This window comes from Streptomyces sp. NPDC005784, assembly GCF_042871525.1.
In the GTDB taxonomy this organism is placed as follows: domain Bacteria; phylum Actinomycetota; class Actinomycetes; order Streptomycetales; family Streptomycetaceae; genus Streptomyces.
The window spans coordinates 199,138-220,354 of the sequence record NZ_JBIAIQ010000006.1; the positions used below are offsets into that span (position 1 = coordinate 199,138).

The 21,217-nt window shown below is 70.7% G+C and carries 23 protein-coding genes; 13 read left to right on the forward strand and 10 right to left on the reverse strand.

The features are described 5' to 3' along the window. The first annotated feature begins 42 nt into the window (after positions 1–42). Positions 43–1,488 (forward strand): MFS transporter, encoded by a 1,446-nt coding sequence (locus tag ACFYR3_RS13355; protein ID WP_355845534.1) that lies wholly within the window; start codon positions 43–45, stop codon positions 1,486–1,488. Between the two features lie 134 nt (positions 1,489–1,622). Here the strand turns inward: ACFYR3_RS13355 and ACFYR3_RS13360 are convergent, their stop codons facing one another. Next, entirely contained in the window at positions 1,623–2,531 is a 909-nt protein-coding gene (locus tag ACFYR3_RS13360) for a helix-turn-helix domain-containing protein (RefSeq protein WP_355845789.1), read from the reverse strand. A gap of 362 nt (positions 2,532–2,893) precedes the next feature. On the opposite strand from ACFYR3_RS13360, the gene ACFYR3_RS13365 reads away from it, so the two are divergent. The 4 genes from ACFYR3_RS13365 (at position 2,894) to ACFYR3_RS13380 (ending at position 7,572) form a co-directional block, all read left to right on the forward strand. Next, positions 2,894–4,324, forward strand: coding sequence for an MFS transporter (locus ACFYR3_RS13365; protein WP_389282868.1), 1,431 nt, complete (start codon positions 2,894–2,896; stop codon positions 4,322–4,324). A 464-nt stretch (positions 4,325–4,788) separates the two neighbouring features. Then, positions 4,789–6,018, forward strand: coding sequence for a M14 family zinc carboxypeptidase (locus tag ACFYR3_RS13370; RefSeq protein WP_389283006.1), 1,230 nt, complete (start codon positions 4,789–4,791; stop codon positions 6,016–6,018). Between the two features lie 106 nt (positions 6,019–6,124). After that, positions 6,125–6,331 (forward strand): hypothetical protein, encoded by a 207-nt coding sequence (locus ACFYR3_RS13375; protein WP_355845540.1) that lies wholly within the window; start codon positions 6,125–6,127, stop codon positions 6,329–6,331. A 173-nt stretch (positions 6,332–6,504) separates the two neighbouring features. Further along, positions 6,505–7,572 (forward strand): chitinase, encoded by a 1,068-nt coding sequence (locus tag ACFYR3_RS13380; RefSeq protein ID WP_355845543.1) that lies wholly within the window; start codon positions 6,505–6,507, stop codon positions 7,570–7,572. A 175-nt stretch (positions 7,573–7,747) separates the two neighbouring features. On the opposite strand, the gene ACFYR3_RS13385 is transcribed toward ACFYR3_RS13380, so the two are convergent. Then, positions 7,748–9,130, reverse strand: coding sequence for a glycine--tRNA ligase (locus ACFYR3_RS13385; protein WP_356781260.1), 1,383 nt, complete (start codon positions 9,128–9,130; stop codon positions 7,748–7,750). A 197-nt stretch (positions 9,131–9,327) separates the two neighbouring features. Between ACFYR3_RS13385 and ACFYR3_RS13390 the strand changes: the two genes are divergently transcribed. From ACFYR3_RS13390 to ACFYR3_RS13405, 4 genes are read left to right on the forward strand one after another with little or no spacing between them, the layout of a single operon-like run. Then, positions 9,328–10,290: a metal ABC transporter substrate-binding protein gene (locus ACFYR3_RS13390; protein WP_389282870.1), complete on the forward strand. Its 963-nt coding sequence runs from the start codon at positions 9,328–9,330 to the stop codon at positions 10,288–10,290. Continuing rightward, positions 10,290–11,075 carry a metal ABC transporter ATP-binding protein gene (locus tag ACFYR3_RS13395; RefSeq protein WP_389283008.1) on the forward strand — a complete coding sequence of 262 codons (786 nt, stop codon included), beginning with the start codon at positions 10,290–10,292 and terminating at the stop codon, positions 11,073–11,075. The genes ACFYR3_RS13390 and ACFYR3_RS13395 overlap by 1 nt, the downstream gene beginning before the upstream one ends. Next, a complete protein-coding gene (locus ACFYR3_RS13400; RefSeq protein WP_389282872.1) occupies positions 11,075–11,977 on the forward strand; it encodes a metal ABC transporter permease in 903 nt (300 codons plus the stop codon). Before ACFYR3_RS13395 ends, ACFYR3_RS13400 begins: the two co-directional genes overlap by 1 nt. A gap of 58 nt (positions 11,978–12,035) precedes the next feature. Continuing rightward, positions 12,036–12,452, forward strand: coding sequence for a transcriptional repressor (locus ACFYR3_RS13405; protein ID WP_355845555.1), 417 nt, complete (start codon positions 12,036–12,038; stop codon positions 12,450–12,452). Positions 12,453–12,495: 43 nt separating this feature from the next. Here ACFYR3_RS13405 and ACFYR3_RS13410 read toward each other — a convergent pair whose 3' ends face one another. The 4 genes from ACFYR3_RS13410 to ACFYR3_RS13425 form a co-directional block, all read right to left on the reverse strand. Continuing rightward, positions 12,496–13,062 carry a YcxB family protein gene (locus ACFYR3_RS13410; RefSeq protein WP_355845557.1) on the reverse strand — a complete coding sequence of 189 codons (567 nt, stop codon included), beginning with the start codon at positions 13,060–13,062 and terminating at the stop codon, positions 12,496–12,498. Between the two features lie 74 nt (positions 13,063–13,136). Next, on the reverse strand, positions 13,137–13,982 hold the full coding sequence (locus ACFYR3_RS13415; RefSeq protein WP_355845559.1) for an isoprenyl transferase: 846 nt from the start codon (positions 13,980–13,982) through the stop codon (positions 13,137–13,139). Between the two features lie 152 nt (positions 13,983–14,134). After that, positions 14,135–14,881 carry a DNA repair protein RecO gene (gene recO / locus ACFYR3_RS13420; protein WP_355845561.1) on the reverse strand — a complete coding sequence of 249 codons (747 nt, stop codon included), beginning with the start codon at positions 14,879–14,881 and terminating at the stop codon, positions 14,135–14,137. A 69-nt stretch (positions 14,882–14,950) separates the two neighbouring features. After that, the gene (locus tag ACFYR3_RS13425) at positions 14,951–15,184 is read right to left on the reverse strand and encodes a hypothetical protein (protein WP_389282875.1); all 234 of its coding nucleotides are present in this window, start codon (positions 15,182–15,184) and stop codon (positions 14,951–14,953) included. A 174-nt stretch (positions 15,185–15,358) separates the two neighbouring features. Here ACFYR3_RS13425 and ACFYR3_RS13430 point away from each other — a divergent pair, with 174 nt between their 5' ends. The 3 genes from ACFYR3_RS13430 to ACFYR3_RS13440 are packed head-to-tail and all read left to right on the forward strand — an operon-like array spanning position 15,359 to position 17,163. Further along, the gene (locus tag ACFYR3_RS13430) at positions 15,359–16,192 is read left to right on the forward strand and encodes a helix-turn-helix transcriptional regulator (RefSeq protein ID WP_356781265.1); all 834 of its coding nucleotides are present in this window, start codon (positions 15,359–15,361) and stop codon (positions 16,190–16,192) included. Then, complete coding sequence (locus ACFYR3_RS13435) at positions 16,174–16,368, forward strand: DUF397 domain-containing protein (protein WP_355845570.1); 195 nt, start codon at positions 16,174–16,176, stop codon at positions 16,366–16,368. The genes ACFYR3_RS13430 and ACFYR3_RS13435 overlap by 19 nt, the downstream gene beginning before the upstream one ends. A gap of 18 nt (positions 16,369–16,386) precedes the next feature. Further along, positions 16,387–17,163, forward strand: coding sequence for a PIG-L deacetylase family protein (locus ACFYR3_RS13440; protein WP_389282877.1), 777 nt, complete (start codon positions 16,387–16,389; stop codon positions 17,161–17,163). Positions 17,164–17,183: 20 nt separating this feature from the next. Here the strand turns inward: ACFYR3_RS13440 and ACFYR3_RS13445 are convergent, their stop codons facing one another. Both ACFYR3_RS13445 and ACFYR3_RS13450 read right to left on the reverse strand, forming a co-directional pair. Then, complete coding sequence (locus tag ACFYR3_RS13445; RefSeq protein WP_355845574.1) at positions 17,184–17,855, reverse strand: response regulator transcription factor; 672 nt, start codon at positions 17,853–17,855, stop codon at positions 17,184–17,186. Further along, positions 17,852–19,315 carry a histidine kinase gene (locus tag ACFYR3_RS13450; RefSeq protein ID WP_355845576.1) on the reverse strand — a complete coding sequence of 488 codons (1,464 nt, stop codon included), beginning with the start codon at positions 19,313–19,315 and terminating at the stop codon, positions 17,852–17,854. The genes ACFYR3_RS13445 and ACFYR3_RS13450 overlap by 4 nt, the downstream gene beginning before the upstream one ends. A 132-nt stretch (positions 19,316–19,447) precedes the next feature. Between ACFYR3_RS13450 and ACFYR3_RS13455 the strand changes: the two genes are divergently transcribed. Then, positions 19,448–19,624, forward strand: a complete 177-nt coding sequence (locus ACFYR3_RS13455; RefSeq protein WP_355845579.1) for a hypothetical protein — start codon at positions 19,448–19,450, stop codon at positions 19,622–19,624. Positions 19,625–19,646: 22 nt separating this feature from the next. On the opposite strand, the gene ACFYR3_RS13460 is transcribed toward ACFYR3_RS13455, so the two are convergent. After that, on the reverse strand, positions 19,647–20,123 hold the full coding sequence (locus ACFYR3_RS13460; protein ID WP_389283010.1) for a protein phosphatase: 477 nt from the start codon (positions 20,121–20,123) through the stop codon (positions 19,647–19,649). Between the two features lie 221 nt (positions 20,124–20,344). Next, positions 20,345–21,085, reverse strand: a complete 741-nt coding sequence (locus ACFYR3_RS13465) for a FadR/GntR family transcriptional regulator (RefSeq protein WP_355845799.1) — start codon at positions 21,083–21,085, stop codon at positions 20,345–20,347. Between the last annotated feature and the right edge of the window lie 132 nt (positions 21,086–21,217).

Below are 21,217 nucleotides of genomic sequence, written 5' to 3' on the forward strand. Positions count from 1 at the left end.
CATTAGTTAGACACACTATCGACAGCGGCGTACATTGAGGGAATGCCTGAGCTCAGCCATCGTCACCGGATGCTGGTGCTCGCGATCTGCTGCATGAGTCTGCTGATCGTGAGCCTCGACGTCACGGTTCTGAATGTCGCCCTGCCCTCGATGCAGCAGGAACTGCACGCGAGCGTCGCGGGCATGCAGTGGACCCTCGACGCGTACACCCTGGTCCTGGCCTCGCTGCTGATGCTCGCGGGCTCCACCGCCGACCGCGTCGGCCGGCGCAAGGTCTTCACGGCGGGCCTGGTCCTGTTCACCATCGGCTCGGTGCTCTGCTCCCTGGCCCCGAACCTCGACATGCTCATCGTGTTCCGGATGGTCCAGGCCGTCGGCGGCTCGATGCTGAACCCGGTGGCGATGTCGATCATCACCAACACCTTCACGGAACCGCGCGAACGGGCCCGCGCGATCGGCGTCTGGGGTGCCGTGGTCGGTATCTCCATGGCCGCCGGACCGCTGGTGGGCGGACTGCTCGTCGACACGGTGGGCTGGCGGTCGATCTTCTGGATCAACCTCCCCGTCGGTCTCGCCGCGCTCCTGCTGACCCTGCGCTTCGTCCCGGAGTCCCGCGCCCCCAGGGCCCGCCGCCCCGACCCGGTCGGCCAGCTCCTCGTCATCGCGCTGCTCGGCTCCCTGACGTACGCGATCATCGAGGCCCCCTCCTCCGGCCTCGTCCACACCCTGGCCTTCTCCGCGATCGCCCTCGCCGCGCTGCTCGGCCTCCTGTGGTACGAGCCCCGGCGCGACGAACCCCTCATCGACCTGCGCTTCTTCCGCTCGGTGCCCTTCAGCGGGGCCACCGTCATCGCGGTGAGCGCGTTCGCCGCGCTCAGCGGCTTCCTGTTCCTGTCGACGCTGTACCTGCAGAACGTGCGCGGTCTGAACGCCCTGCACGCGGGCCTGTGGATGCTGCCCATGGCGGCCCTGTGCTTCGTCTGCGCGCCCATATCCGGACGCCTGGTCGGCAGCCGCGGCCCCCGCCCGTCGCTGCTGATCGCCGGGGTGGCGATGACCGTGAGCGGTGTGCTGTTCGCCGCGTTCGAGGCGGAGACGTCGAACGTCACGCTCGTCATCGGCTACGTCTTCTTCGGCATCGGCTTCGGGTTCGTGAACGCCCCCATCACCAACACCGCCGTCTCCGGGATGCCCCGTGCCCAGGCGGGCGTCGCCGCCGCCGTCGCCTCGACCAGCCGGCAGATCGGCGGCACCCTCGGTGTCGCCGTCATCGGCGCGGCCCTGGCCTCCGGCATCAGTGCCTCCGCCTACCGGGACACCTTCGTCCCGGCCTCCCGCCCCGGCTGGTGGATCATCACCGTCTGCGGTGTGGCCGTCCTCGTCCTCGGCGCGCTCACCAGCGGACGCCGGGCCCGCGCGTCGGCCGAACACACGGCCCGGCTGCTGGAGCCCCCGGAGATCCGGGAAGCGGCGGGCGTCCGGGCCTGACCCGGGACGAGCCGGGCCCGCCGGCAGTGCCGACTCGGCCGCGGCCGTACTCAAGGGCGACCCCCGGATGGCCCAGGTGCTGCGCCGGGCCGTCCGCTCGCACGTGACCATCCCGACCGAGCCGGTGCCCCGGGTCAGGCCGCCCCCGCCGCTTCCACCTCCGCCCGGGACGCCGTTTCGGCCTCCGCTTCCGCCTCGGCCTCCAGCGCGATCGCGTGCAGTCTCTCCAGCCGTGCGCGGCTCACCTCGTCCGAGGGCGCGTACGTCACCATGCGGGCACCCAGGTCGGGCGCGAGCCACAGGTCGGTGTGACCGACGGTGACCAGACCGACGTACGGGTTCACGAACTGCTTGGTCTTGCCGCGGGTGCCGACCACCTCGTACCGGTCCCAGATCTCACGGAATTCGGCCGACTCGGTCCGCAGCCGCTTCAGCAGCATCTTCCAGGCGGGTTCCCCGAGGTGCCCGGCCATCGAGACGCGGAGCCTCGCGGCCATCAGGCGCATGGTCTCGTCGAGGAAGACGATCGACTCGCGCCACTCCGCGTTGGTGTAGGCGAGGATCATGCAGTTGCGGTCGGCGGGCGGGATCGTGTCGAGGTCCCTCATCATCAGACGCGCGTAGGTGCGGTTGTACGCCAGGATGTCGTACCGGCTGTTCTGGATGCAGGCCGGAACCGGCTCCAGCTGCGTCAGCATCAGGCGCAGCTCCGGGGTGATGACCGCGCACCGGGCGGCGGGCGAGGGGTCGACGGCTCCGGCCAGCTGGAAGAGGTGGGCGCGCTCGCTGGAGTCCAGCAGCAGGGCGCGGGCCAGGGCGTCGAGGACCTGCTCGGAGACCTGGATGTCGCGTGCCTGTTCCAACCAGGTGTACCAGGTGACACCGACGGCGGAGAGCTGGGCGACCTCCTCGCGGCGCAGGCCCGGCGTGCGCCGGCGGCGGCCACGGGGCAGCTGGACCTGCTCGGGTGTGATGCGTTCGCGGCGGCTGCGCAGGAAGGTGGCCAGCTCGTGCCGCCGGATCTCGCTGCCGCGGGACGCCACGGCGGCGGCCGAACCGGTCCCGCCCGGGGCCGATCGCGCGGGGTCCGCGCCGGTGGTGGGTCGCACCAGGTCCGGGCCGGCGGCCGGACGCGGGTCCTCACCGGCGGCCGGACGCGTGCCCTGGCCGGTGACCGGACGCAGGGCCTGGCCTGCCGTCGATCGCGCCGGGGCCCGGCGCGCGCCGGGTCGCTCCAGGTCCGGGCCGGTGATCGGTCGCGCAGGGTCCGGGCCGGTGGTCGTTTCCCGTGCCATGGTCGTCATGCCTCCAGCCTGCCGCTCACCGCAGCCTGTTGCCAGGTAGTGCTTGTACCAGGATAAGAAGACTCTGGTACCCGTCTGAGTCCGGGAGAAGTCTGGAGGACGTGACCGAAACCGGAACTCTCACGACTACCGTCCGCGCCCCCACCGCGCCACCCGCTCTCGGCGGCCTCGGACTCTTCACGGTGCTGCTGGGCGCGGCACTGCCCCTGATCGACTTCTTCATCGTCAACGTAGCCCTTCCGACCATCGGGCATGACCTGAACGCGAGTGAGGCCGTCCTCGAACTCGTCGTCGCCGGCTACGGGGTCGCGTACGCCGTTCTGCTCGTCCTCGGCGGACGCCTCGGCGACCTGTTCGGGCGGCGTCAGTTCTTCCTCGGCGGCATGGCGGCCTTCGGCCTGACCTCGCTCGCCTGCGGCCTCGCGCCCACCGCGTGGACCCTGGTGGCGGCGCGCGTCGCCCAGGGCGCGGCCTCCGCGACGATGCTGCCGCAGGTCCTCGCCACCATCCAGTCGACGACCTCCGGGCCCCGCCGCGCCAACGCGATGAGCCTGTACGGCGCCACGGCCGGCCTGTCCATGGTGGCCGGGCAGATCCTCGGCGGCGTCCTGGTCGCGGCCGACATCGCGGGCACCGGCTGGCGTTCGGTGTTCCTCGTGAACGTGCCTGTCGTCGTGCTCGGCCTCGTCCTGGCCGCCCGGGCCGTCCCCGAGACCCGCTCGCAGCGCCCGGAGCCGATCGACACCCCCGGCACCGTACTGCTCGCGGTCGCCCTGCTGACCCTGCTCGCCCCGCTCACCGAGGGCCGGGCGGCGGGCTGGCCGCTGTGGACCTGGGTGTCCCTCGCCCTGTTCCCGCTCGCGGCCGGCGCCTTCTACCTCGTCGAACGCCACGCCGACCGCCACGGCCGTACTCCCCTGGTCCCACCGAGCCTGTTCGAGCTGACCTCGCTGCGCCGGGGCCTGATCATGATCGTGCCGTTCTCGATCGGATTCAGCGGCTTCATGTTCGTGATCGCGGTGGCTCTGCAACGCGGCGCGGGCCTCGGTCCCGTCCCCGCGGGGCTGGCCCTCGCTCCCATGGCGGTCGTCTTCTTCATCACGTCCTTGTGCGGGCCCCGGCTGATCGCCCGCTACGGCACCCGGGTCGTCACCGCGGGCGGACTGATCCAGGCGGTGGGCGTGGCCCTCATCGCGCTGGCCGCCTGGCGTTCCTGGCCGGACCTCGGGGTGCTGGAACTGCTGCCCGGCGCGGCGGTCGCCGGCGCGGGCCAGGCGCTCCAGCTCCCCGTCCTCATCAGGATCATCCTCTCCGAGGTGCCGTCCGTGCGGGCCGGCGTCGGCAGCGGCGTGATGGCCACCACCCAGCAGGCGGCGCTCGCCGTCGGGGTGGCCACCCTCGGCACCCTGTTCCTGTCCCTCGTCCCGACCCACGGCATGCGGGACGCCCTGGTGACGACCCTCCTGGTCCAACTGGCGGGCGTGGCCCTGACCACCGCACTGAGCCTGCGGCTGCCGCGCACGATCAGCTGAGGGTCCGGCCCACGACCGGGGGAACGACCGCAGCCCTGCCCACGGCCGGGGGAACGACCGCACCGACCTCGGTCGGCCCTTCGCCGGCCGCACCGATCACACCCGGGCACTCCGAGCGGGCCGACCGGACCGAACACGCCGACCGAGCCGACCGAGCAGACCGGCACCCAACCCCCGTGCGGCCACCGGCATATGCACTGGCCATGAGCCCAACTCGCCCTCCCTCAGGGGCTGTTGACACCAGTGATGCGCCATGTCGTACTGAGTCGCACTGAAGTCGAACGGAACGCACCCGGCGACGGCCCGGGTGCGTTCCGTTCGGCCGACCCGCGATCCGCGATCCGAGGAGACTCCGTGGCCGAGATCAAGTTCCGCGCGCTGGACCGCAGAGAGACCAGGGACGACAGCGGTTCCGGACACTGAGCTATCCCACACCCGCCGACGTCACCCGCACCGCCGAAACCCTGGCCGCCCGGCATCCCGGCCTGTGCAGGCTGAGCACGATCGGCCACTCCCGACACGGCGTCCCGCTGCGGATGCTGAGCGTCGGGAAAGGGCCACGGCACGCTCTCGTGGTCGCGGGCGCACACCCCAACGAATACGTCGGCGGGGGCACCCTTCTGGCGCTGGCCCACCGGGCACTGGGCGGCGAACGGCCCGGCACCGTATGGCATCTGGTGCTGTGCCTCGACCCGGACGGAGCCCGCCTCAACGAGGGCGGACACCGCGCCGACACCCTCTTCGACCACTATCGGGCGTTCTTCCGTCCCACCGCCGACGAACAGCCCGAATGGGCACCCGCCCTCCCCCGGCCACGGTTCCTGCCGGAGAGCCGCGCCCTGCTCGACGTCATCCGCCGGCTGCGGCCCTACATCCAGATCTCCCTGCACGGTACGGACATCGGCGGCACCTTCGCCCAGCTCACCCGGGACGTCCCCGGCCTCGACCGGACCCTCGCCGCCTCCGCCGAACGGCTCGGCATCCCGGTCGAGAGAGCCCCGCTGGACGCACTGCACTGGCCCACGAGCGCCCCCGGTGTGTTCGTCCTGCCGCCACCCGGAGCGCCCGAACGCCCCACCGCCTTCCCGGAGAACGCCCACCGCTCCACCTGGCTCGCCCCGCACGCCTACGGCGGCGTCACCGCGGTGGTGGAGGTACCGGTCTGGGCCGCCACCGGGTTCGCCGACCTGGCTCCCCACCCCGCTCCGGAACAACGTCTGCAGCACTGGGCGGAACGCCTGCGGGCCTATGCCCACACCGTCCGCGGCCACTACGAACGGGCCCGACCCCACCTCCCGGCACCCGGCCCGGACCCCGGCTTCAGCATGCACAGAGCCGTGGCCGAAACACTGCGCGTCTGCGGCCCGTTGGCCGACAGCTGGGACCCCGCGCACCCGGCGTTCACCCCGCTCCCCGGCCTCACCCGCGCCCGCACGGCCAGCATCGAGGGCTTCGCCCGGCGAACCCCGCTGCGGGCCGCCGCCATGCTGCTGCGCCTCCTGGAGGAGTACGCGCCGACCCCGGGGACCGCGCCTCAACGCGCCGAACTGGAAGCCCTCGTCGCGCGCTGGTGCGCCGCCTACTCGGCGAGTTTCACGGCGACCTGGGTTCCCGTGGACCGGCAGATAGAACACCAGGTCAACGTCACCACGGCCGCCGTCGACGCCGCCGAAGGACGCCTGGCCCCCTCCTGAGCGTGATCTTGCCCTCACCGAACTCGCAGCCGAAGAACCCCCGTTGATCTTCACCATGCTGCACACTCCTTGCTGCGCAGACGAAGCGGTAAAACCAGGAGGTGTCATGCTGCAGATCAACACGAGCAAAGTAAGCCGCTGGGACCAGCACGGCCGCGAACACACCGTCCGCGTACAACGGGCGGGCGTACAGCGCACCATCAAATGCGACACGTGCGGCTGGCGCAAAAACGCCCAATTCCTCCCCTGGTTGAAAGCGGAGGAACACCTGGCGGAGGAGCACCAGGCGACGGTCGACCCCAAAGAGGCCTGAGGGCCCTCGCCGACGGGGCTCGGGGACATCGCGCCTCCGGAGGGCCGCCCCGAGTCGCCCAGCCCTCCCGGAGCCGCCATCCCCACTTTGGTCCAGACCTATTGACGAAAGGTCTGGACCGCGCGACTGTCATGCCTACGACACCTCACCGCACCCCCACCGGGAGGCCTCGCATGACTCGTCGGAAGCCGATTCGCCGGAGACCGCGTCTGCTCGCCATCGCGCTGGCCGCGGCCGTCCTCACCCCGCTGTCGATCGCGGGCGCTCCCAGCGCCTCGGCGGCGGACACCTGCGCCGTGAAGTCCCGCCCCGCCGGAAAGGTTCTCCAGGGCTACTGGGAGAACTGGGACGGCTCGTCCAACGGCGTGCACCCGCCCTTCGGGTGGACGCCGATCACCGACTCCCGTATCGCCGCGCACGGGTACAACGTGATCAACGCGGCCTTCCCCGTCATCCGCTCGGACGGCACCGCGCTGTGGGAGGACGGGATGGACGCGGGCGTGAAGGTCGCGACGCCCGCCGAGATGTGCGCGGCCAAGGCGTCGGGGCAGACGATCCTGCTGTCCATCGGCGGAGCGGCCGCCGGGATCGACCTGAGTTCGTCCGCGGTCGCCGACCGTTTCGTCGCGACGATCGTGCCCATCCTGAAGAAGTACAACTTCGACGGGATCGACATCGACATCGAGACCGGGCTCGTCGGCAGCGGGAGCATCGGCCAACTCTCCGCCTCGCAGGCCAACCTGACCCGGATCATCGACGGAGTGCTGGCGCAGATGCCGGCCGGCTTCGGGCTGACGATGGCGCCGGAGACGGCCTACGTCACCGGCGGCAGCGTCGCGTACGGCTCGATCTGGGGCGCGTATCTGCCGATCGTCAAGAAGTACGCGGACAACGGGCGTCTGTGGTGGCTGAACATGCAGTACTACAACGGGAGCATGTACGGCTGCTCCGGTGACGCGTACTCCGCGGGCACGGTCCAGGGTTTCACCGCCCAGACCGACTGTCTCAACAAGGGGCTTGTAGTGCAGGGGACCACCATCAAGGTCCCCTACGACAAGCAGGTGCCGGGACTGCCGGCGCAGTCCGGCGCCGGTGGCGGCTACATGTCGCCGAGCCTGGTCTCCCAGGCCTGGCGCCACTACGGCACCGGCCTCAAGGGCCTGATGACCTGGTCGGTCAACTGGGACGGTTCGAAGAACTGGACCTTCGGCGACAACGTGAAGGCACTGCAGGGCCGTTGAGGCCTGCGGGGCGCGACCGATGCCGCCGGTGCCGTGGCGGCCTCCGGTGCCGCCCCGACACCGGCACCGCCGGTGACACCGACGCCCGGACACCCCATGGTCCGGGACAACGCGAAGCCCCCGGTTCCCTGCGCGGGAACCGGGGGCTTCGTGAGCGCTTTGGCCAGAGGCCAGGTCAGCAGCCGATGAGGCGGCCGGCCAGGTAGCCCTCGATCTGGTCGAGCGAGACACGCTCCTGCTTCATGGAGTCGCGCTCGCGCACCGTGACGGCGTTGTCGTCGAGGGTGTCGAAGTCGACGGTGACGCAGAACGGGGTGCCGATCTCGTCCTGGCGACGGTAGCGGCGGCCGATGGCGCCGGCGTCGTCGAAGTCGATGTTCCAGTTCTGGCGCAGCGCGGTGGCCAGACCCTTCGCCTTGGGCGAGAGCTCCGGGTTGCGCGACAGGGGCAGCACGGCGACCTTGACGGGCGCGAGGCGCGGGTCGAGGCGCAGCACGGTGCGCTTCTCCATCTTGCCCTTGGCGTTCGGGGCCTCGTCCTCGACATAGGCGTCGAGCAGGAAGGCGAGCATGGCGCGGCCGACACCGGCAGCGGGCTCGATGACGTACGGGGTCCAGCGCTCTCCGGCTTCCTGGTCGAAGTAGGAGAGGTCCTGGCCCGAGGCCTTGGAGTGCGCGCCGAGGTCGTAGTCGGTGCGGTTGGCCACGCCCTCCAGCTCACCCCACTCGTTGCCGCCGAACTGGAAGCGGTACTCGATGTCGGCGGTGCGCTTGGAGTAGTGGGAGAGCTTCTCCTGCGGGTGCTCGAACCACCGCATGTTCTCCGCGCGCAGGCCGAGACCGGTGTACCAGTTCCAGCGCTGCTCCATCCAGTACTCCTGCCACTTCTCGTCCTCGCCCGGCTTGACGAAGAACTCCATCTCCATCTGCTCGAACTCGCGGGTGCGGAAGATGAAGTTGCCGGGCGTGATCTCGTTGCGGAAGGACTTGCCCATCTGCGCGATGCCGAACGGCGGCTTGCGGCGCGAGGTGGTCTGCACCTGGGCGAAGTTGGTGAAGATGCCCTGGGCGGTCTCGGGACGCAGGTAGGCGACGGAGCCGGTGTCCTGGGTGGGGCCGAGGTGCGTGCTGAGCAGGCCGGAGAACTGCTTGGGCTCGGTGAACATGCCCTTGTTGCCGCAGTTGGGGCAGTTGATGTCCGCGAGGCCGTTCTCGGGGAGGCGGTGGTGCTTCGCCTCGTAGGCCTCCTCCAGGTGATCGGCGCGATAGCGCTTGTGACAGGAGGTGCACTCGGTGAGCGGGTCGGAGAAGGTGGCGACGTGACCGGAGGCGACCCAGGTCTCGGTGGCCAGGATCACCGACGAGTCGATACCGACGACGTCCTCACGGGAGGTGACCATGTAGCGCCACCACTGGCGCTTGATGTTCTCCTTGAGTTCGACGCCGAGCGGGCCGTAGTCCCAGGCGGCACGCTGTCCACCGTAGATCTCACTACTGGGGAAAACGAAGCCACGGCGCTTGCTCAGGCTGACGATGGTCTCGATCTTGTCGGCGGCCACGGTGCTCTCTTCATTACGAACGGACGGCAGCGAATGCTTCAGGTTACCGGCGTCGCCCACCCCTGTATCAAATCGGTTCTCGGAGTGGGCCGCTTACTGCCGCTTAGATCCGCTTGATACCTGTTGTGAGGGGGTGCGCGGGCGCCGGGACGAGGGCTTGTTGACAATCGTTTCCAAATTTGTTGAAAATGAGTGTCATGAACGTACGACGACGCCTCATATCGGGGACCTCGGTCGTGGCCGCCACCGCGCTCGGCCTCGGCGCTCTCACGGCCTGCTCGGGTTCCGCCTCGGCCGACGCCAGGAGCAACGGAAAACTCGATGTGGTCGCGTCGTTCTACCCGCTCCAGTACCTCGCCGAGCAGATCGGCGGGACCCATGTGAACGTCACGAACCTGACCCGTCCCGGACAGGAACCGCACGACCTGGAGATCAGCGCCCGCGAGACCGCGCGGCTCCAGGACGCCGACGTCGTCCTCTACCTCAAGAACCTCCAGCCGGCCGTCGACGACGCGGTGACCCAGTCCGGGGTCAGGACCAAGATCGACGCCGCCTCGCTGACGACGCTGGAGAAGCACGGCAACGAGGTCGGCGGGCACGCCGCCGCCCACGATCACAGCGAGGGCGAGGAGTCGGGCGCCACCGACCCGCACGTCTGGCTCGACCCGGTGCGGTTCGGCCAGGTCGCCGAGGGCGTCTCGGCCGCGCTGGAGAAGGCCGACCCGAAGCACGCCGCGGACTACGCGAAGAACATGGCTGCGCTGCGCAAGAAGTTCACCGCGCTGGACACCGAGTTCCGTAACGGTCTCGCGGACACGAAGACCAAGACCTTCATCACCACCCACGCCGCGTTCGGCTACCTCGCCGAGCGCTACGGGCTCACCGAGGAGGCCGTCAACGGCCTCGACCCGGAGTCGGAGCCCAGCGCGAACCGGGTGAAGGGCCTGGAGAACCTGGCGAAGGCCGACGGCGTCACGACGGTGTTCTACGAGACGCTCGTCAGTGACAGGACGGCCGGCACGATCGCCCGGGACGTAGGGCTCCGGACGGATGTCCTCGACCCCCTCGAAGGCATCACCGACAAGTCCAGGGGCAGCGACTACATGCAGGTCATGGAGTCGAACCTGAAGGCACTGCAGACGGCGCTGGGCGCCAAGTGATCACTGTGGAGGACGTCGTGAGCGAGTCCGTCGTGTCCCTGCGGGGTGTCCGGGCGGAGCTGGGTTCGCGCCCGGTCCTGCGCGGCATCGATCTCACGGTGCGCCGCGGGGAGGTCGTCGCGCTGCTCGGCGCCAACGGCTCCGGCAAGTCGACCGCCGTGCGCAGTGTCATCGGCCAGGTCGCCGTCAGCGCGGGCGAGATCGAGATCTTCGGCGTTCCGCGCCGCCGTTTCCGCGACTGGCACCGGGTGGGGTACGTCCCGCAGCGGACCACGGCGGCGGGCGGTGTGCCGGCGACGGTGACCGAGATCGTCGCCTCGGGTCGGCTGTCCCGGGCCCGCTTCGGCATGCTGCGCAAGGCCGATCACGCGGCCGTACGGCGGGCCCTGGAGCTCGTCGGGATGGCGGACCGCGCCAAGGACTCCGTCAACGCCCTGTCGGGCGGACAGCACCAGCGTGTCCTCATCGCCCGCGCGCTGGCCTGCGAACCCGAACTGCTGATCATGGACGAGCCGATGGCGGGCGTGGACCTCGCCAGCCAGGAGGTACTGGCCGCCACCCTGCGCGACCAGGTCGCCCAGGGCACCTCCGTGCTGCTCGTCCTGCACGAGCTGGGCCCGCTGGAGCCGCTGATCGACCGCGCGGTCGTCCTGCGCGACGGCTGCGTCCTGCACGACGGCCCGCCGCCGAGAGCGGTCGGCCAGCACGCCCTGCCCGGCCACGACCACGTACACCCGCACGCGGCTCACGACGCCGAACCGATCCGGACGGGACTCCTGAGCTGATGGACATCCTCGACTACGCCTTCATGCAGCGGGCGCTGCTCGCCGCCGTCCTGGTGGGCGTCATCGCGCCCGCCGTCGGCATCTACCTCGTCCAGCGCCGTCAGGCCCTGATGGGCGACGGCATCGGCCATGTGGCGATGACGGGCGTCGGCCTCGGCTTCCTGCTCAACACGTCACCGGTGTGGATGGCGACGGCCGTGTCCGTGCTGGGCGCCGTCCTCATGGAGCTGATCCGCTGGTACGGGAAGACGCGCGGTGACATCGCGCTGGCCATGCTCTTCTACGGGGGCATGGCGGGCGGCGTGATGTTCATCAACCTCGCGCCGGGCGGCTCGAACGCCAACCTGACCTCGTACCTCTTCGGCTCGCTGTCGACGGTGAGCGAGTCCGACGTGACGGCGATCTGTGTGCTGGGCGCCTTCGTCCTGCTCGTCACCCTGGGGCTGCGACGGCAGTTGTTCGCGGTCAGCCAGGACGAGGAGTTCGCGCGGGTGACCGGTCTGCCGGTGCGCGCCCTGAACCTGCTGACGGCGGTCACGGCGGCGGTCACGGTGACCGTCGCGATGCGGGTGGTCGGCCTGCTGCTGGTGAGCGCGCTCATGGTCGTGCCGGTGGCGGCGGCCCAGCAGCTCACCCGGAGCTTCGCGGCGACCTTCGCCGTCGCGGTGGCGATCGGTGTGAGCGTGACGATCGGCGGCACCGTGACGTCGTTCTACCAGGATGTGCCGCCCGGCTCGACGATCGTGCTCCTGACGATCGGCGCGTTCATCGCGCTGACGGCGCTGGCATCGCCGCTGGCCCGGCGCCGGGCCCGTGCGGTGGCCGCGGCGCAGACGGCCCAGGACCCCGCGGAGTGCGCGATTCCTGCCACGCGCGGCCCGGAGAGCACGGTCGGCGTCTGACCGGGTACAGCCCGGGCTGGCACAATGGCCGGGCAAGGGCAGACGCGAGGAGGCAACGGTGACAACCGCTGGATCGCCCGTCCGGGGCCGTTCCACCCGGCAGCGTGCCGCCGTGGCGGCCGCGCTCGACGAGGTGGCCGAGTTCCGCAGTGCGCAGGAGCTCCACGACATGCTCAAGCACAAGGGCGACTCGGTCGGGCTCACCACGGTCTACCGCACGCTCCAGTCCCTCGCCGACGCCGGCGAGGTCGACGTCCTGCGCACGTCGGAGGGCGAGTCCGTCTACCGGCGCTGCTCCACCGGCGAGCACCACCACCACCTCGTCTGCCGCGTCTGCGGCAAGGCCGTGGAGGTGGAGGGCCCGGCCGTCGAGAAGTGGGCGGAGTCCATCGCCGCGGAGCACGGCTATGTGAACGTGGCGCACACGGTGGAGATCTTCGGTACGTGCGCGGAGTGCGCGGCGGCGAAGGGCTGAGCCCCCACCCGGGGGGCGGACTCGCGTCAGGGCCCCGGAGGCATCAAACGCGCGTCAGGTTGCGGTCGAGAATCGCCCGCAGTCGGTCGACGTCCTCGGGGGCGCGCACGGCGCGCTTGGGCAGCACGGTGAAACCGACAGCGTTCTTGTCGGGGCTGACCATGACGAAGACGTCCTTCGTCTCCCGGTAGCGGGGCTGGGCGACCCAGTTGAGCGCCGTGGTGGAGTTGTCCGTGACGACGGTCACCCCGGCGTCCGTGATGGTCACACGGAACGTGCCCTGACGCTCGCCGAGCCGCTGGAACTGGCGGGCCATGAGCCGGGGCATCAGCGGCATGAGCAGCACGAAGACGACGAGCCAGATCACGAGGAACAAGGACACATCCCGTCCGGCCATCGCCTGCGCGCTCTCCAGAACGGCCACGAGGGCCACGCAGCCCAGCACCCAGTACTGTCTTCGGCCGCCTTTGCTGACGCCTCGGCGCGCTTTCAGCGCCGACGTGAAGTCCGCGACGGTCGGCCGGTACTCAAGCTCGACGGTATCGGCCCCGTCCTCGCGCGGCTGTTCCGGCGACTCCTGCTGCTGCGCAGCACCCTGGTCCTCGACCACGGCCCCTCCCCAGTTCGGTGGTGATGAGCCGTGATCGTAACGCCGGATTCGAACAACCCTGCGGGCAGCGGGTGTTAAGAGCCGTCGCCCCGCATGTCCTGCTCCATCGCGAGCAGTTGCTCGTTCGGGACGGCGCCGCCGAAGCGGCGGTCGCGCTGGGCGTACTCGACGCAGGCCCGCCACAGGTCGCGCCGGTCGAAGTCGGGCCACAGCACGTCCTGGAAGACCATCTCGGCGTAGGCGCTCTGCCAGATCAGGTAGTTGGAGGTGCGCTGCTCGCCGCTCGGGCGCAGGAACAGGTCCACGTCCGGCATGTCCGGGTAGTACAGGTACTTCTGGAGGGTCTTCTCGTTGACCTTGGACGGGTCGAGGCGGCCGGCCTTCACGTCCTCGGCCAACGCCTGCGCCGCGTCGGCGATCTCGGCGCGACCGCCGTAGTTCATGCAGAAATACAGCGTGAGCGCGTCGTTGTCCTTGGTCTGCTCCTGGGCGATCTGGAGCTCCTTGGCGACCGACTTCCACAGCTTGGGCATGCGTCCCACCCAGCGCACCCGGATGCCGAGCCCGTCGAGGGTGTCGCGGGTCTTGCGGATGAAGTCGCGGTTGAAGTTCATCAGGAAGCGCACCTCGTCGGGCGAGCGCTTCCAGTTCTCCGTGGAGAAGGCGTACAGGGAGATGCTGCCGACGCCGACCTCGACCGCGCCCTGGAGGACGTCGAGGACACGCTCGGCACCGACCTTGTGGCCCTCCGTGCGGGGCAGCCCGCGGTCCTTGGCCCAGCGGCCGTTCCCGTCCATGACGATCGCCACATGGTTCGGGATGAGCTCGCCGGGGAGTTTGGGCGCGCGGGCACCGGAGGGGTGCGGTTCCGGCGTCTTGTACTCGCGTCGCTGGCGTCCCAGGATCCCGCGTACGACCATGTGCTTCTCGTCTCCCTCTGACTTGCTCGCGTGCGCCGGGCGCTCGTCCCGCTCTGCTTGCTGTTCTGTTCTGTTCTGTGCTGTCTGTGCTGTTCTCGCGCGCTCGTGCCGCGCTCGTGCGCTGTCGCCGCCCCGGCCAGCCCGGGCGGCGCCTACTTCTCCACGTACCGCAGGGAACGCAGTCCGCGCTCCAGATGCCAGTGCAGATAGGCCGACACCAGCCCGCTGCCCTCCCGGACGTGCCGCGGCTCGCACGCGTCCGCGGTCTCCCAGTCTCCCGTGAGCAGCGCGCCGAGGAGTTCGAGGGCCTCAGGCGAGGGTACGACGCTGCCGGGCACCCGGCAGTCGACGCAGACGGAACCTCCCGCGGCGACCGAGAAGAACCGGTTCGGTCCCGGCATGCCGCATTTGGCACAGGCGCTGAAGCTGGGCGCGTAGCCGTTGACGGCGAGGGAGCGCAGCAGGAAGGCGTCGAGGACGAGGTGCGGCTCGTGCTCGCCCCGGGCGAGGGTACGGAGCCCGCCGACCAGCAGCAGATACTGCTGCACCGCGGGCTCCCCCTCGTGGTCGGTGAACCGCTCGGCGGTCTCCAGCATCGCGGTGCCCGCGGTGTAGCGCGGGTAGTCGGTGACGATTCCGCCACCGTACGGAGCGATCGTCTCGCTCTGTGTGCACAGGGGCAGGCCGCGGCCGATCAGCTCGCTGCCCCGCGCGAAGAACTGGACGTCCACGTGGGAGAAGGGTTCGAGGCGTGCCCCGAACTTGGACTTGGTCCGCCGGACGCCGCGCGCCACCGCCCGTACGCGGCCGTGACCGCGCGTGAGCAGCGTGATGATCCGGTCCGCCTCACCCAGCTTCTGGGTGCGCAGCACGATGCCGTCGTCGCGGAACAGACTCATGCCACCCATTCTCGCCTACGGTGCCCGCGGCCCGGCCCCGCCGGGTCGCATTGGGTCCGGGGGCCCTCTTCAAGGCACCTCGCCGCGGCTGCGCGCGTTGGCGTACGCGGTCGCCGCGCTGAGCCGCTCCGCCGCGGTGGCCTGCCGGACGGCCTCCGGTGCGCAGTCCCATTCCCGGCCCCCGCCGAGCGGTCTCAGCTGCACGTAGGGCCCCTCGCTCCCCATGACCGTGCCCACCTTCCCCGTGTACGTGTCGACGGCGCAGGAACCGATCGGAGGCTCCGTCGACTCCGGCGGCTTCATCGCCGGGCCGCCGGGAACCGGGCGTCGACTTCATGTTCCGGTGACGGTTCTTCTTTCACTCTGCTCACCTGTCCCTTTTCGTTTCACGCTTCGCATCTTCATGGTGACGCTCCGCATCTAGAATCGGCAGGATTCGGTTCGCTACAAATGCGGCGCAGCGTAAGGGGGTTGGCCATGGCCAACGGTTCTCGGCAGGCTGCCTGGGAGTTTTTCGGTTCAGAACTGAAACGACGCAGGGAGGACGCGGGTTTCACCCAAGTGGAGTTGGGTGCGCGAGTTTTTGTCTCCGGGGGCTATATCGGCCAGTTTGAACAGGCCATCCGCAAACCGCAGTTGGATGTGGCCCAGCGGATCGACGCGCTTCTGGGGAGCGACGGCTTCTTCGAGCGGATGTGGCACAAGCTGATCGACGACAAACGCTACGCGGGGTATTTCGCGGCGGTCGTCGAACTGGAACGGACGGCGACGAAGATCGCGGAGTTCGCGCCCGCGCTGGTACCAGGTCTGTTGCAGACGGCGGGTTATGCGCGCGCTGTGACGCTTGCCGCCAATCCGTTCGCGGCGGACGAGTACGTGGAGGAGAAGGTGACCGCCCGGCTGGAGCGGGCCCATGTTCTCGGTGACGCTACAAGGCCCATGTATTGGGTCGTGCTGCACGAGAGCGTGTTGCGCATCCCGGTGGGCGGGGCGGTGACCATGGCCGGACAGCTCGACCACATCGTGGGCCTGGTGCGGGAGCGCAGGGCTGCCGTACAGGTGATCTCGTACGCGGCGGGGGCGCACGCGCTCATGACCGGGGATCTCAGGCTCATGGACTTCGAGGACGCTCCGCCAACCGCCTATACGGAGACGTCCTTTTCGGGGACCCTCGTCGACGATCCGGCTGTGGTGAAGCGTGCACAGCACGCATACGATCTGCTCAGGGCCGTCGCGCTGTCGCCGGAGGCGTCCCTTGCCCTGATCGAGGCGGCGGCGGAGGAGTTCAGACGATGCGCGCCTACGACCTGAGCAACGCCCGCTGGCGCAGGAGCAGTCACAGCAACGGCGAGGGCGGCAACTGCGTCGAGGTCGCCGACCAGGCCCCCGGTGTCGTCCCGGTGCGTGACAGCAAGGTGGCGGCCGGGCCCGTGCTGGTCATCGGCGCGGACGCCTGGACCGCGTTCCTCGCCGGCGTCGTGGGCTGAGCGGGGACGACCCCGGCGATGATCCTTCCGAGCCTTCTCGCGGTGTTCGCGCACCCTGACGACGAGTCCCTGTCCGCGGGCGGCGTGCTCGCCCGGCACGCGGCTTCGAGAGCACGGACCGCCGTCGTCACGGCGACCTGGGCGGAAGGCACCCACCGCGCCGCGGAACTGGCCGACGCGCTGCGCGTCCTCGGCGCGGGCACGCCGCGGATGCTCGGCTACGCCGACGCGCGGATGCCGGAGTCGGCACCCGGAGCCGTCCGGTTCTGCGACGCGCCGCTCGACGACGCCGTACGGCGGCTGGTCACGCACATCCGGGAGGTCCGCCCGGACATCGTGGTCACGCATGACGCCTACGGCGGGCTGACCGGCCACCCCGACCATGTCCACACCCACCGGGTGACCGTGCTCGCGGTCCAGGCCGCCGGGCTGGACCGGCTCTACCCCGAAGCCGGTGCCGCATGGCGGCCGCGCTCGCTCTACCTGGCCACACACCCCGACTCCGCCGCCCGGAACCTGGGCGCGCTGCTGGTCCGGAAGAACAGGCCGATGTTCAGCGTCCCGGACGAACGGGTCGGCGCGACGGTCGATGTACGTCCCTGGCTGGACCGGAAGATCGAGGCCGTGCTCGCCCACCGCTCCGAAGTGGAACGGGGAGCGCTGCCGGGGCGGATCGCCGCCCTCCCCCGGGACGGCCGGGAGAAGCTGCTGGCCACGGAGTGGTTCGTCCGCCACGAGCTCTCTTCCGAGTCACCCGCTTCCCTGCCACCGGTCCGGACGGACCTGACCGCCTGAGGAAGCCGACCGGTCCGCGCTCACCGGTTCACCGACACCAGCCCCGCCTCGTAGGCGATGATCACGAGCTGGACGCGGTCCCGCGCGTCCAGCTTCGAGAGCAGGCGGGTGAGATACGTCTTCGCCGTCGCCACACTGATGAAGAGCCGCTCGGCTATCTCCGTGTTGGACAGCCCGCTGCCCACCAGCGTCAGCACCTCGCGCTCGCGTTCGGTGACTCCCTTCAACTCGCGCTGCGCACGGGCCAGTTCGGGGCGGGCGGCGGTGAAGTCCTGGATGAGCCGACGGGTGACGGCGGGGGCGATGAGGGCGTCCCCGGCCGCCACCACGCGGATCGCCGCGATGATGTCGTCCAGGCTCATGTCCTTGACCAGGAATCCGGACGCGCCCGCGCGCAGCGCCCCGTACACGTAATCGTCGTCGTCGAACGTGGTCAGGATGACGATCCTCGATTCACCGTTCGGCCCCGTGGTGTCCGCGGTGATCCGGCGGGTCGCCTCGATGCCGTCCATGCCGGGCATACGGATGTCCATGACGACGACATCGGGGCTGAGTCGCCCGGCGAGGGCCACCACTTCCTCGCCGTTCTCCGCCTCGCCCACCACCTCGATGTCCTCGATGTCGGCGATGACCATGCGCAGGGCCGTGCGGATGAGCTGCTGGTCGTCGGCGAGGACCACGCGGACCGTCATCGGGCGCCGGCCTGGCTCGTGGCCGGGAGCGGTAGGCGGGCGCTCACCCGGAAACCGCCCTCGGGGCGTGGGCCCGCGGTGAACTCGCCGTGCAGCAGGGCGGCTCGCTCGCGCATGCCGATGAGACCGAACCCCGTGTCCGTGGCGCTGCCCCGTCCCCGGCCGTCGTCGGTGATCTCGACGGCTACCTCCGTGTCGCGGTGGTCGACGGTCACCCGGCAGGCGGTCGTCGCCGCATGCCGTACGACGTTGGTGATGGACTCCTGGACGATCCGGAACGCGGACAGGTCGATGTCCGGCGGGAGCTGACGCCGCTCGCCGGTCCAGTGGACGTCCACGAGGACCCCCGCCGCCGTCGTCGCGGCGGCCAGCCGGTCGAGGTCGGCGAGCCCCTCGGCGGGGTGCAGCGGGACGGCCCGCGTCGTGCGGGACGACCGGTTCTCGACGGGCGCGGGGGAACGGCCCGGTTCTGCGCGGTCGTGCTCGTGGGAGCGGCCCGGCGCGTCGGGGTCGCCGTCTTCGCGCGGGCCGCCCGGCGCTTCGGAGGTGCCGCCGCCCGGGGTTCCGGCCGGGCGGGACAGATGGGACCGGTGGGACGGCCGGGACCGGTCACCCTGGTCCGTCTCGTCCGCACGGTCCGTCTGCTCCGCATGGTCCGTCTGCTCCGCATGGTGCGTCTGGTCGGCCTGGCGCAGCGCGACGAGCATGCGGCGCAGCCCGGCGAGGGTCTCGCGGCCGGCCGTCTCGACCGCTGTCATGGCCTCGCGGGCGGCGTCCGGCTGGGTGTGCACGATGCGGGCCGCCGCACCGGCCTGGAGAGCGATGATGCCGATGCTGTGGGCGACCATGTCGTGCATCTCCCGGGCGATGCGCAGGCGCTCGTCGGTGACGGCCTGGCCCGCGGCCCGGACGCGCAGTTGCTCGGCGTGGACGCGGGTGCGGTGGGTGGCGTCGCCGAGCAGCCAGGAGACGACGACGGTCAGGGCCACGGTCAGTTCGACGAGTGTGCCGACGCCCCATCCCCTCAGTAGTCGTACCGAGAGCCAGGCGACCAGGAGGGCGAGCGCCATGGCGAGCGCGGTGAGTCCGGTACGGCGGGGGCGGGCGGCCGCGATGAAGTAGAGGGCGATGTCGACGGCCAGGTACTGCGCGAGCTGGATGGCGCCGGCGGCGAGGTTGATGGTGAGCACGCCGGCCGCCGCGAGCAGCAGGGTGAAGGCGTTGAGGGGCCGGTGCCCGAGGCGCAGGCTGCCGGCCAGGGCCAGGGCGCACGCCACCGTGAGGAACAGCAGGCCGTCCCAGCGGTAGAACTGGGCGGCGGCCACCTCATTGGCCGTCTCTTCGCCGGGCAGCCGGATGCGCGCGAGGACCGTGAACAGGGTGCTGGCGCACCAGGCCAGGGCCACCCAGGTGCCGGGCGGCACACGCTTGAGCGGGGGAAGCGGCGGCGTGACATGCATGCGCCGATCGTAGGCAGGCGGTGGGGCGCGGACATCGGCCCGTGGACGTACAACCGGGGTCGACACGCCCCGCCGGAGAGTGTCCGCACCGGGCCGATGTGTCCGGCGGGCCTACGGCGAGACGGTGTGGGCGTGATCGAAGTCAACGAACTGACGAAGAGATACGGCGACACGACAGCCGTACGGCGGCTGAACACGGTCGATCCGCGGGAACTCCCGGGGCGGCTGAGCGGGGCCGGCTTCACCAGCGTGTCCGTGGCCGTGCACCCGAAGAGCGGCGTACTCCGCTTCCGGGGGACGCACCCCTAGGGAGTCCTGGAAGGCCGGCGGATCAGCCCCGGGCGCCGAAGCGGCGTACGTACGCGCGCTGCCAGGGTGTCTCCACCGCGTGCCGGTCGTAGTGCCGGCGTACGTACGCCACCGCGTCCTCGGGCGCTACGCCGTCGAGGACGGCGACGCAGGCCAGGGCCGTGCCGGTGCGGCCCCGGCCGCCGCCGCAGGCGATCTCGACGCGTTCGTCGGCGGCCCGCCGCCAGGCCTCGGTGAGGACCGCGCGGGCCTCGGCGCGGTCGGCGGGCAGCCGGAAGTCCGGCCAGCGCAGCCAGTAGGCCTCCCAGGGGACCCGGGGCGGTTGTCCGCCGAGCAGGTGGACGGCGTACGTGGGCAGGGGGCCGCCGTCGGCCGGAAGCGGCCGGCGCAGCGCCCGGCCCCGGATCAGCCGGCCGGACGGCAGTGACAGCACACCCGCGCCACCAGGGCCCCAGGTACCGCCGTCGGCCCGGGAGTCGTGCGAGGAATCGGGTTGGATTTCGGCCACGGGTCCAGCGTAGGGCGCGCCGGGATCGAAGACCCGGGACGGGCCGAAGTGCGACGGGCAGGGGCAGCGCCACCCCGGTCGAGGCGGACCCGGGTCGCCCGGACCGGGTCGCACGGACCGGGTCGCACGGACCGGTTCGCCCGGACCGGGTGGCATCGGCCCCGGCCGGCGAGGCGGACGCGAGGAGATACGGGCCCGGGAAGGGGGCCCGGTCAGCTCACGCCGCGGGAGCCCTGGGACGCGCGTGTCTCGATCCCCCGGAAATGGTCGGCCATCGCGCGCTGGGCGCCCTCGACATCCCGCACCCGCAGGGCGGTGAGGATGTCGCGGTGGCGGCGGGCCGTCACCTCCGGGGTGATGTCGTCGGTCCAGCCGCGCACCACGGCGACCCGCCGGAAGACGGTCCAGAACGCGCCGAGCAGCTGGGGCACGAGCGGGTTGCCGAGCGAGGCGTACAGCAACTCGTGGAACTCGCTGTCGAGTTCGGGGAAGGAGCGTCCGTCGTCTCCCGCCGTCTCCATTTCCGTGACGACGGCTTCGAGCCGGTCCAGCTCCTCCTCGGTCAGCACCTCGGCCACCCGGCTTATCAGCCCCTCCTCCAGCACCTCGCGGACCTGGAGGATCTCGGCCAGCGCCCCGGTCGGATCGTCCGGACGGGCGAGCGTGCGGAAGGTCAGTCCGTCGACGAACGGCGTCATGGACGCCTCGCCCACATAGGTGCCGTAGCCGTGCCGGATCTCGACTATGTCGAGCGCCTGGAGGGCCTTGAGCGCCTCACGGACCGAGTTGCGGCTCACGCCGAGATCGGTCATCAGCTCGGTCTCCGTGGGCAGCGGCGCACCGGCCGGAAGCCCCTGGTCGAGGATCAGTTGCATGACCTCGCGCTGGATCTGACTGCTCACCCGGCGCTCGGGACGACGCCGGTTCCCGGTCTCCTCAGGCATGCGCCGCATCGTACGCTCGCTGGACATCGGACGTCCCACCTCCGGGCTGATTAAACGCCAAGTTCGGCCAACTGCCCTGATTCATACCGCCATTGGTCGCACCAGTGGAAGATACGCCATTCGTGTGCGATCCCTTGACCC

Excerpts from the sequence above, each read along its gene's own strand:
- ACFYR3_RS13445 (WP_355845574.1), bottom strand. The coding sequence starts at position 17,855 with ATGACGGTCCGCGTGGTCCTCGCCGACGACCAGCAGCTCATCCGCACG.
- ACFYR3_RS13430 (WP_356781265.1), top strand. The coding sequence starts at position 15,359 with ATGGCCAACGGTTCTCGGCAGGCTGCCTGGGAGTTTTTCGGTTCAGAA.
- ACFYR3_RS13390 (WP_389282870.1), top strand. The coding sequence starts at position 9,328 with ATGAACGTACGACGACGCCTCATATCGGGGACCTCGGTCGTGGCCGCC.
- ACFYR3_RS13415 (WP_355845559.1), bottom strand. The coding sequence starts at position 13,982 with ATGGTCGTACGCGGGATCCTGGGACGCCAGCGACGCGAGTACAAGACG.
- ACFYR3_RS13450 (WP_355845576.1), bottom strand. The coding sequence starts at position 19,315 with ATGCATGTCACGCCGCCGCTTCCCCCGCTCAAGCGTGTGCCGCCCGGC.
- ACFYR3_RS13435 (WP_355845570.1), top strand. The coding sequence starts at position 16,174 with ATGCGCGCCTACGACCTGAGCAACGCCCGCTGGCGCAGGAGCAGTCAC.
- recO (WP_355845561.1), bottom strand. The coding sequence starts at position 14,881 with ATGAGTCTGTTCCGCGACGACGGCATCGTGCTGCGCACCCAGAAGCTG.
- ACFYR3_RS13425 (WP_389282875.1), bottom strand. The coding sequence starts at position 15,184 with ATGAAGCCGCCGGAGTCGACGGAGCCTCCGATCGGTTCCTGCGCCGTC.
- ACFYR3_RS13465 (WP_355845799.1), bottom strand. The coding sequence starts at position 21,085 with ATGCGGCGCATGCCTGAGGAGACCGGGAACCGGCGTCGTCCCGAGCGC.
- ACFYR3_RS13440 (WP_389282877.1), top strand. The coding sequence starts at position 16,387 with ATGATCCTTCCGAGCCTTCTCGCGGTGTTCGCGCACCCTGACGACGAG.
- ACFYR3_RS13380 (WP_355845543.1), top strand. The coding sequence starts at position 6,505 with ATGACTCGTCGGAAGCCGATTCGCCGGAGACCGCGTCTGCTCGCCATC.
- ACFYR3_RS13375 (WP_355845540.1), top strand. The coding sequence starts at position 6,125 with ATGCTGCAGATCAACACGAGCAAAGTAAGCCGCTGGGACCAGCACGGC.
- ACFYR3_RS13355 (WP_355845534.1), top strand. The coding sequence starts at position 43 with ATGCCTGAGCTCAGCCATCGTCACCGGATGCTGGTGCTCGCGATCTGC.
- ACFYR3_RS13400 (WP_389282872.1), top strand. The coding sequence starts at position 11,075 with ATGGACATCCTCGACTACGCCTTCATGCAGCGGGCGCTGCTCGCCGCC.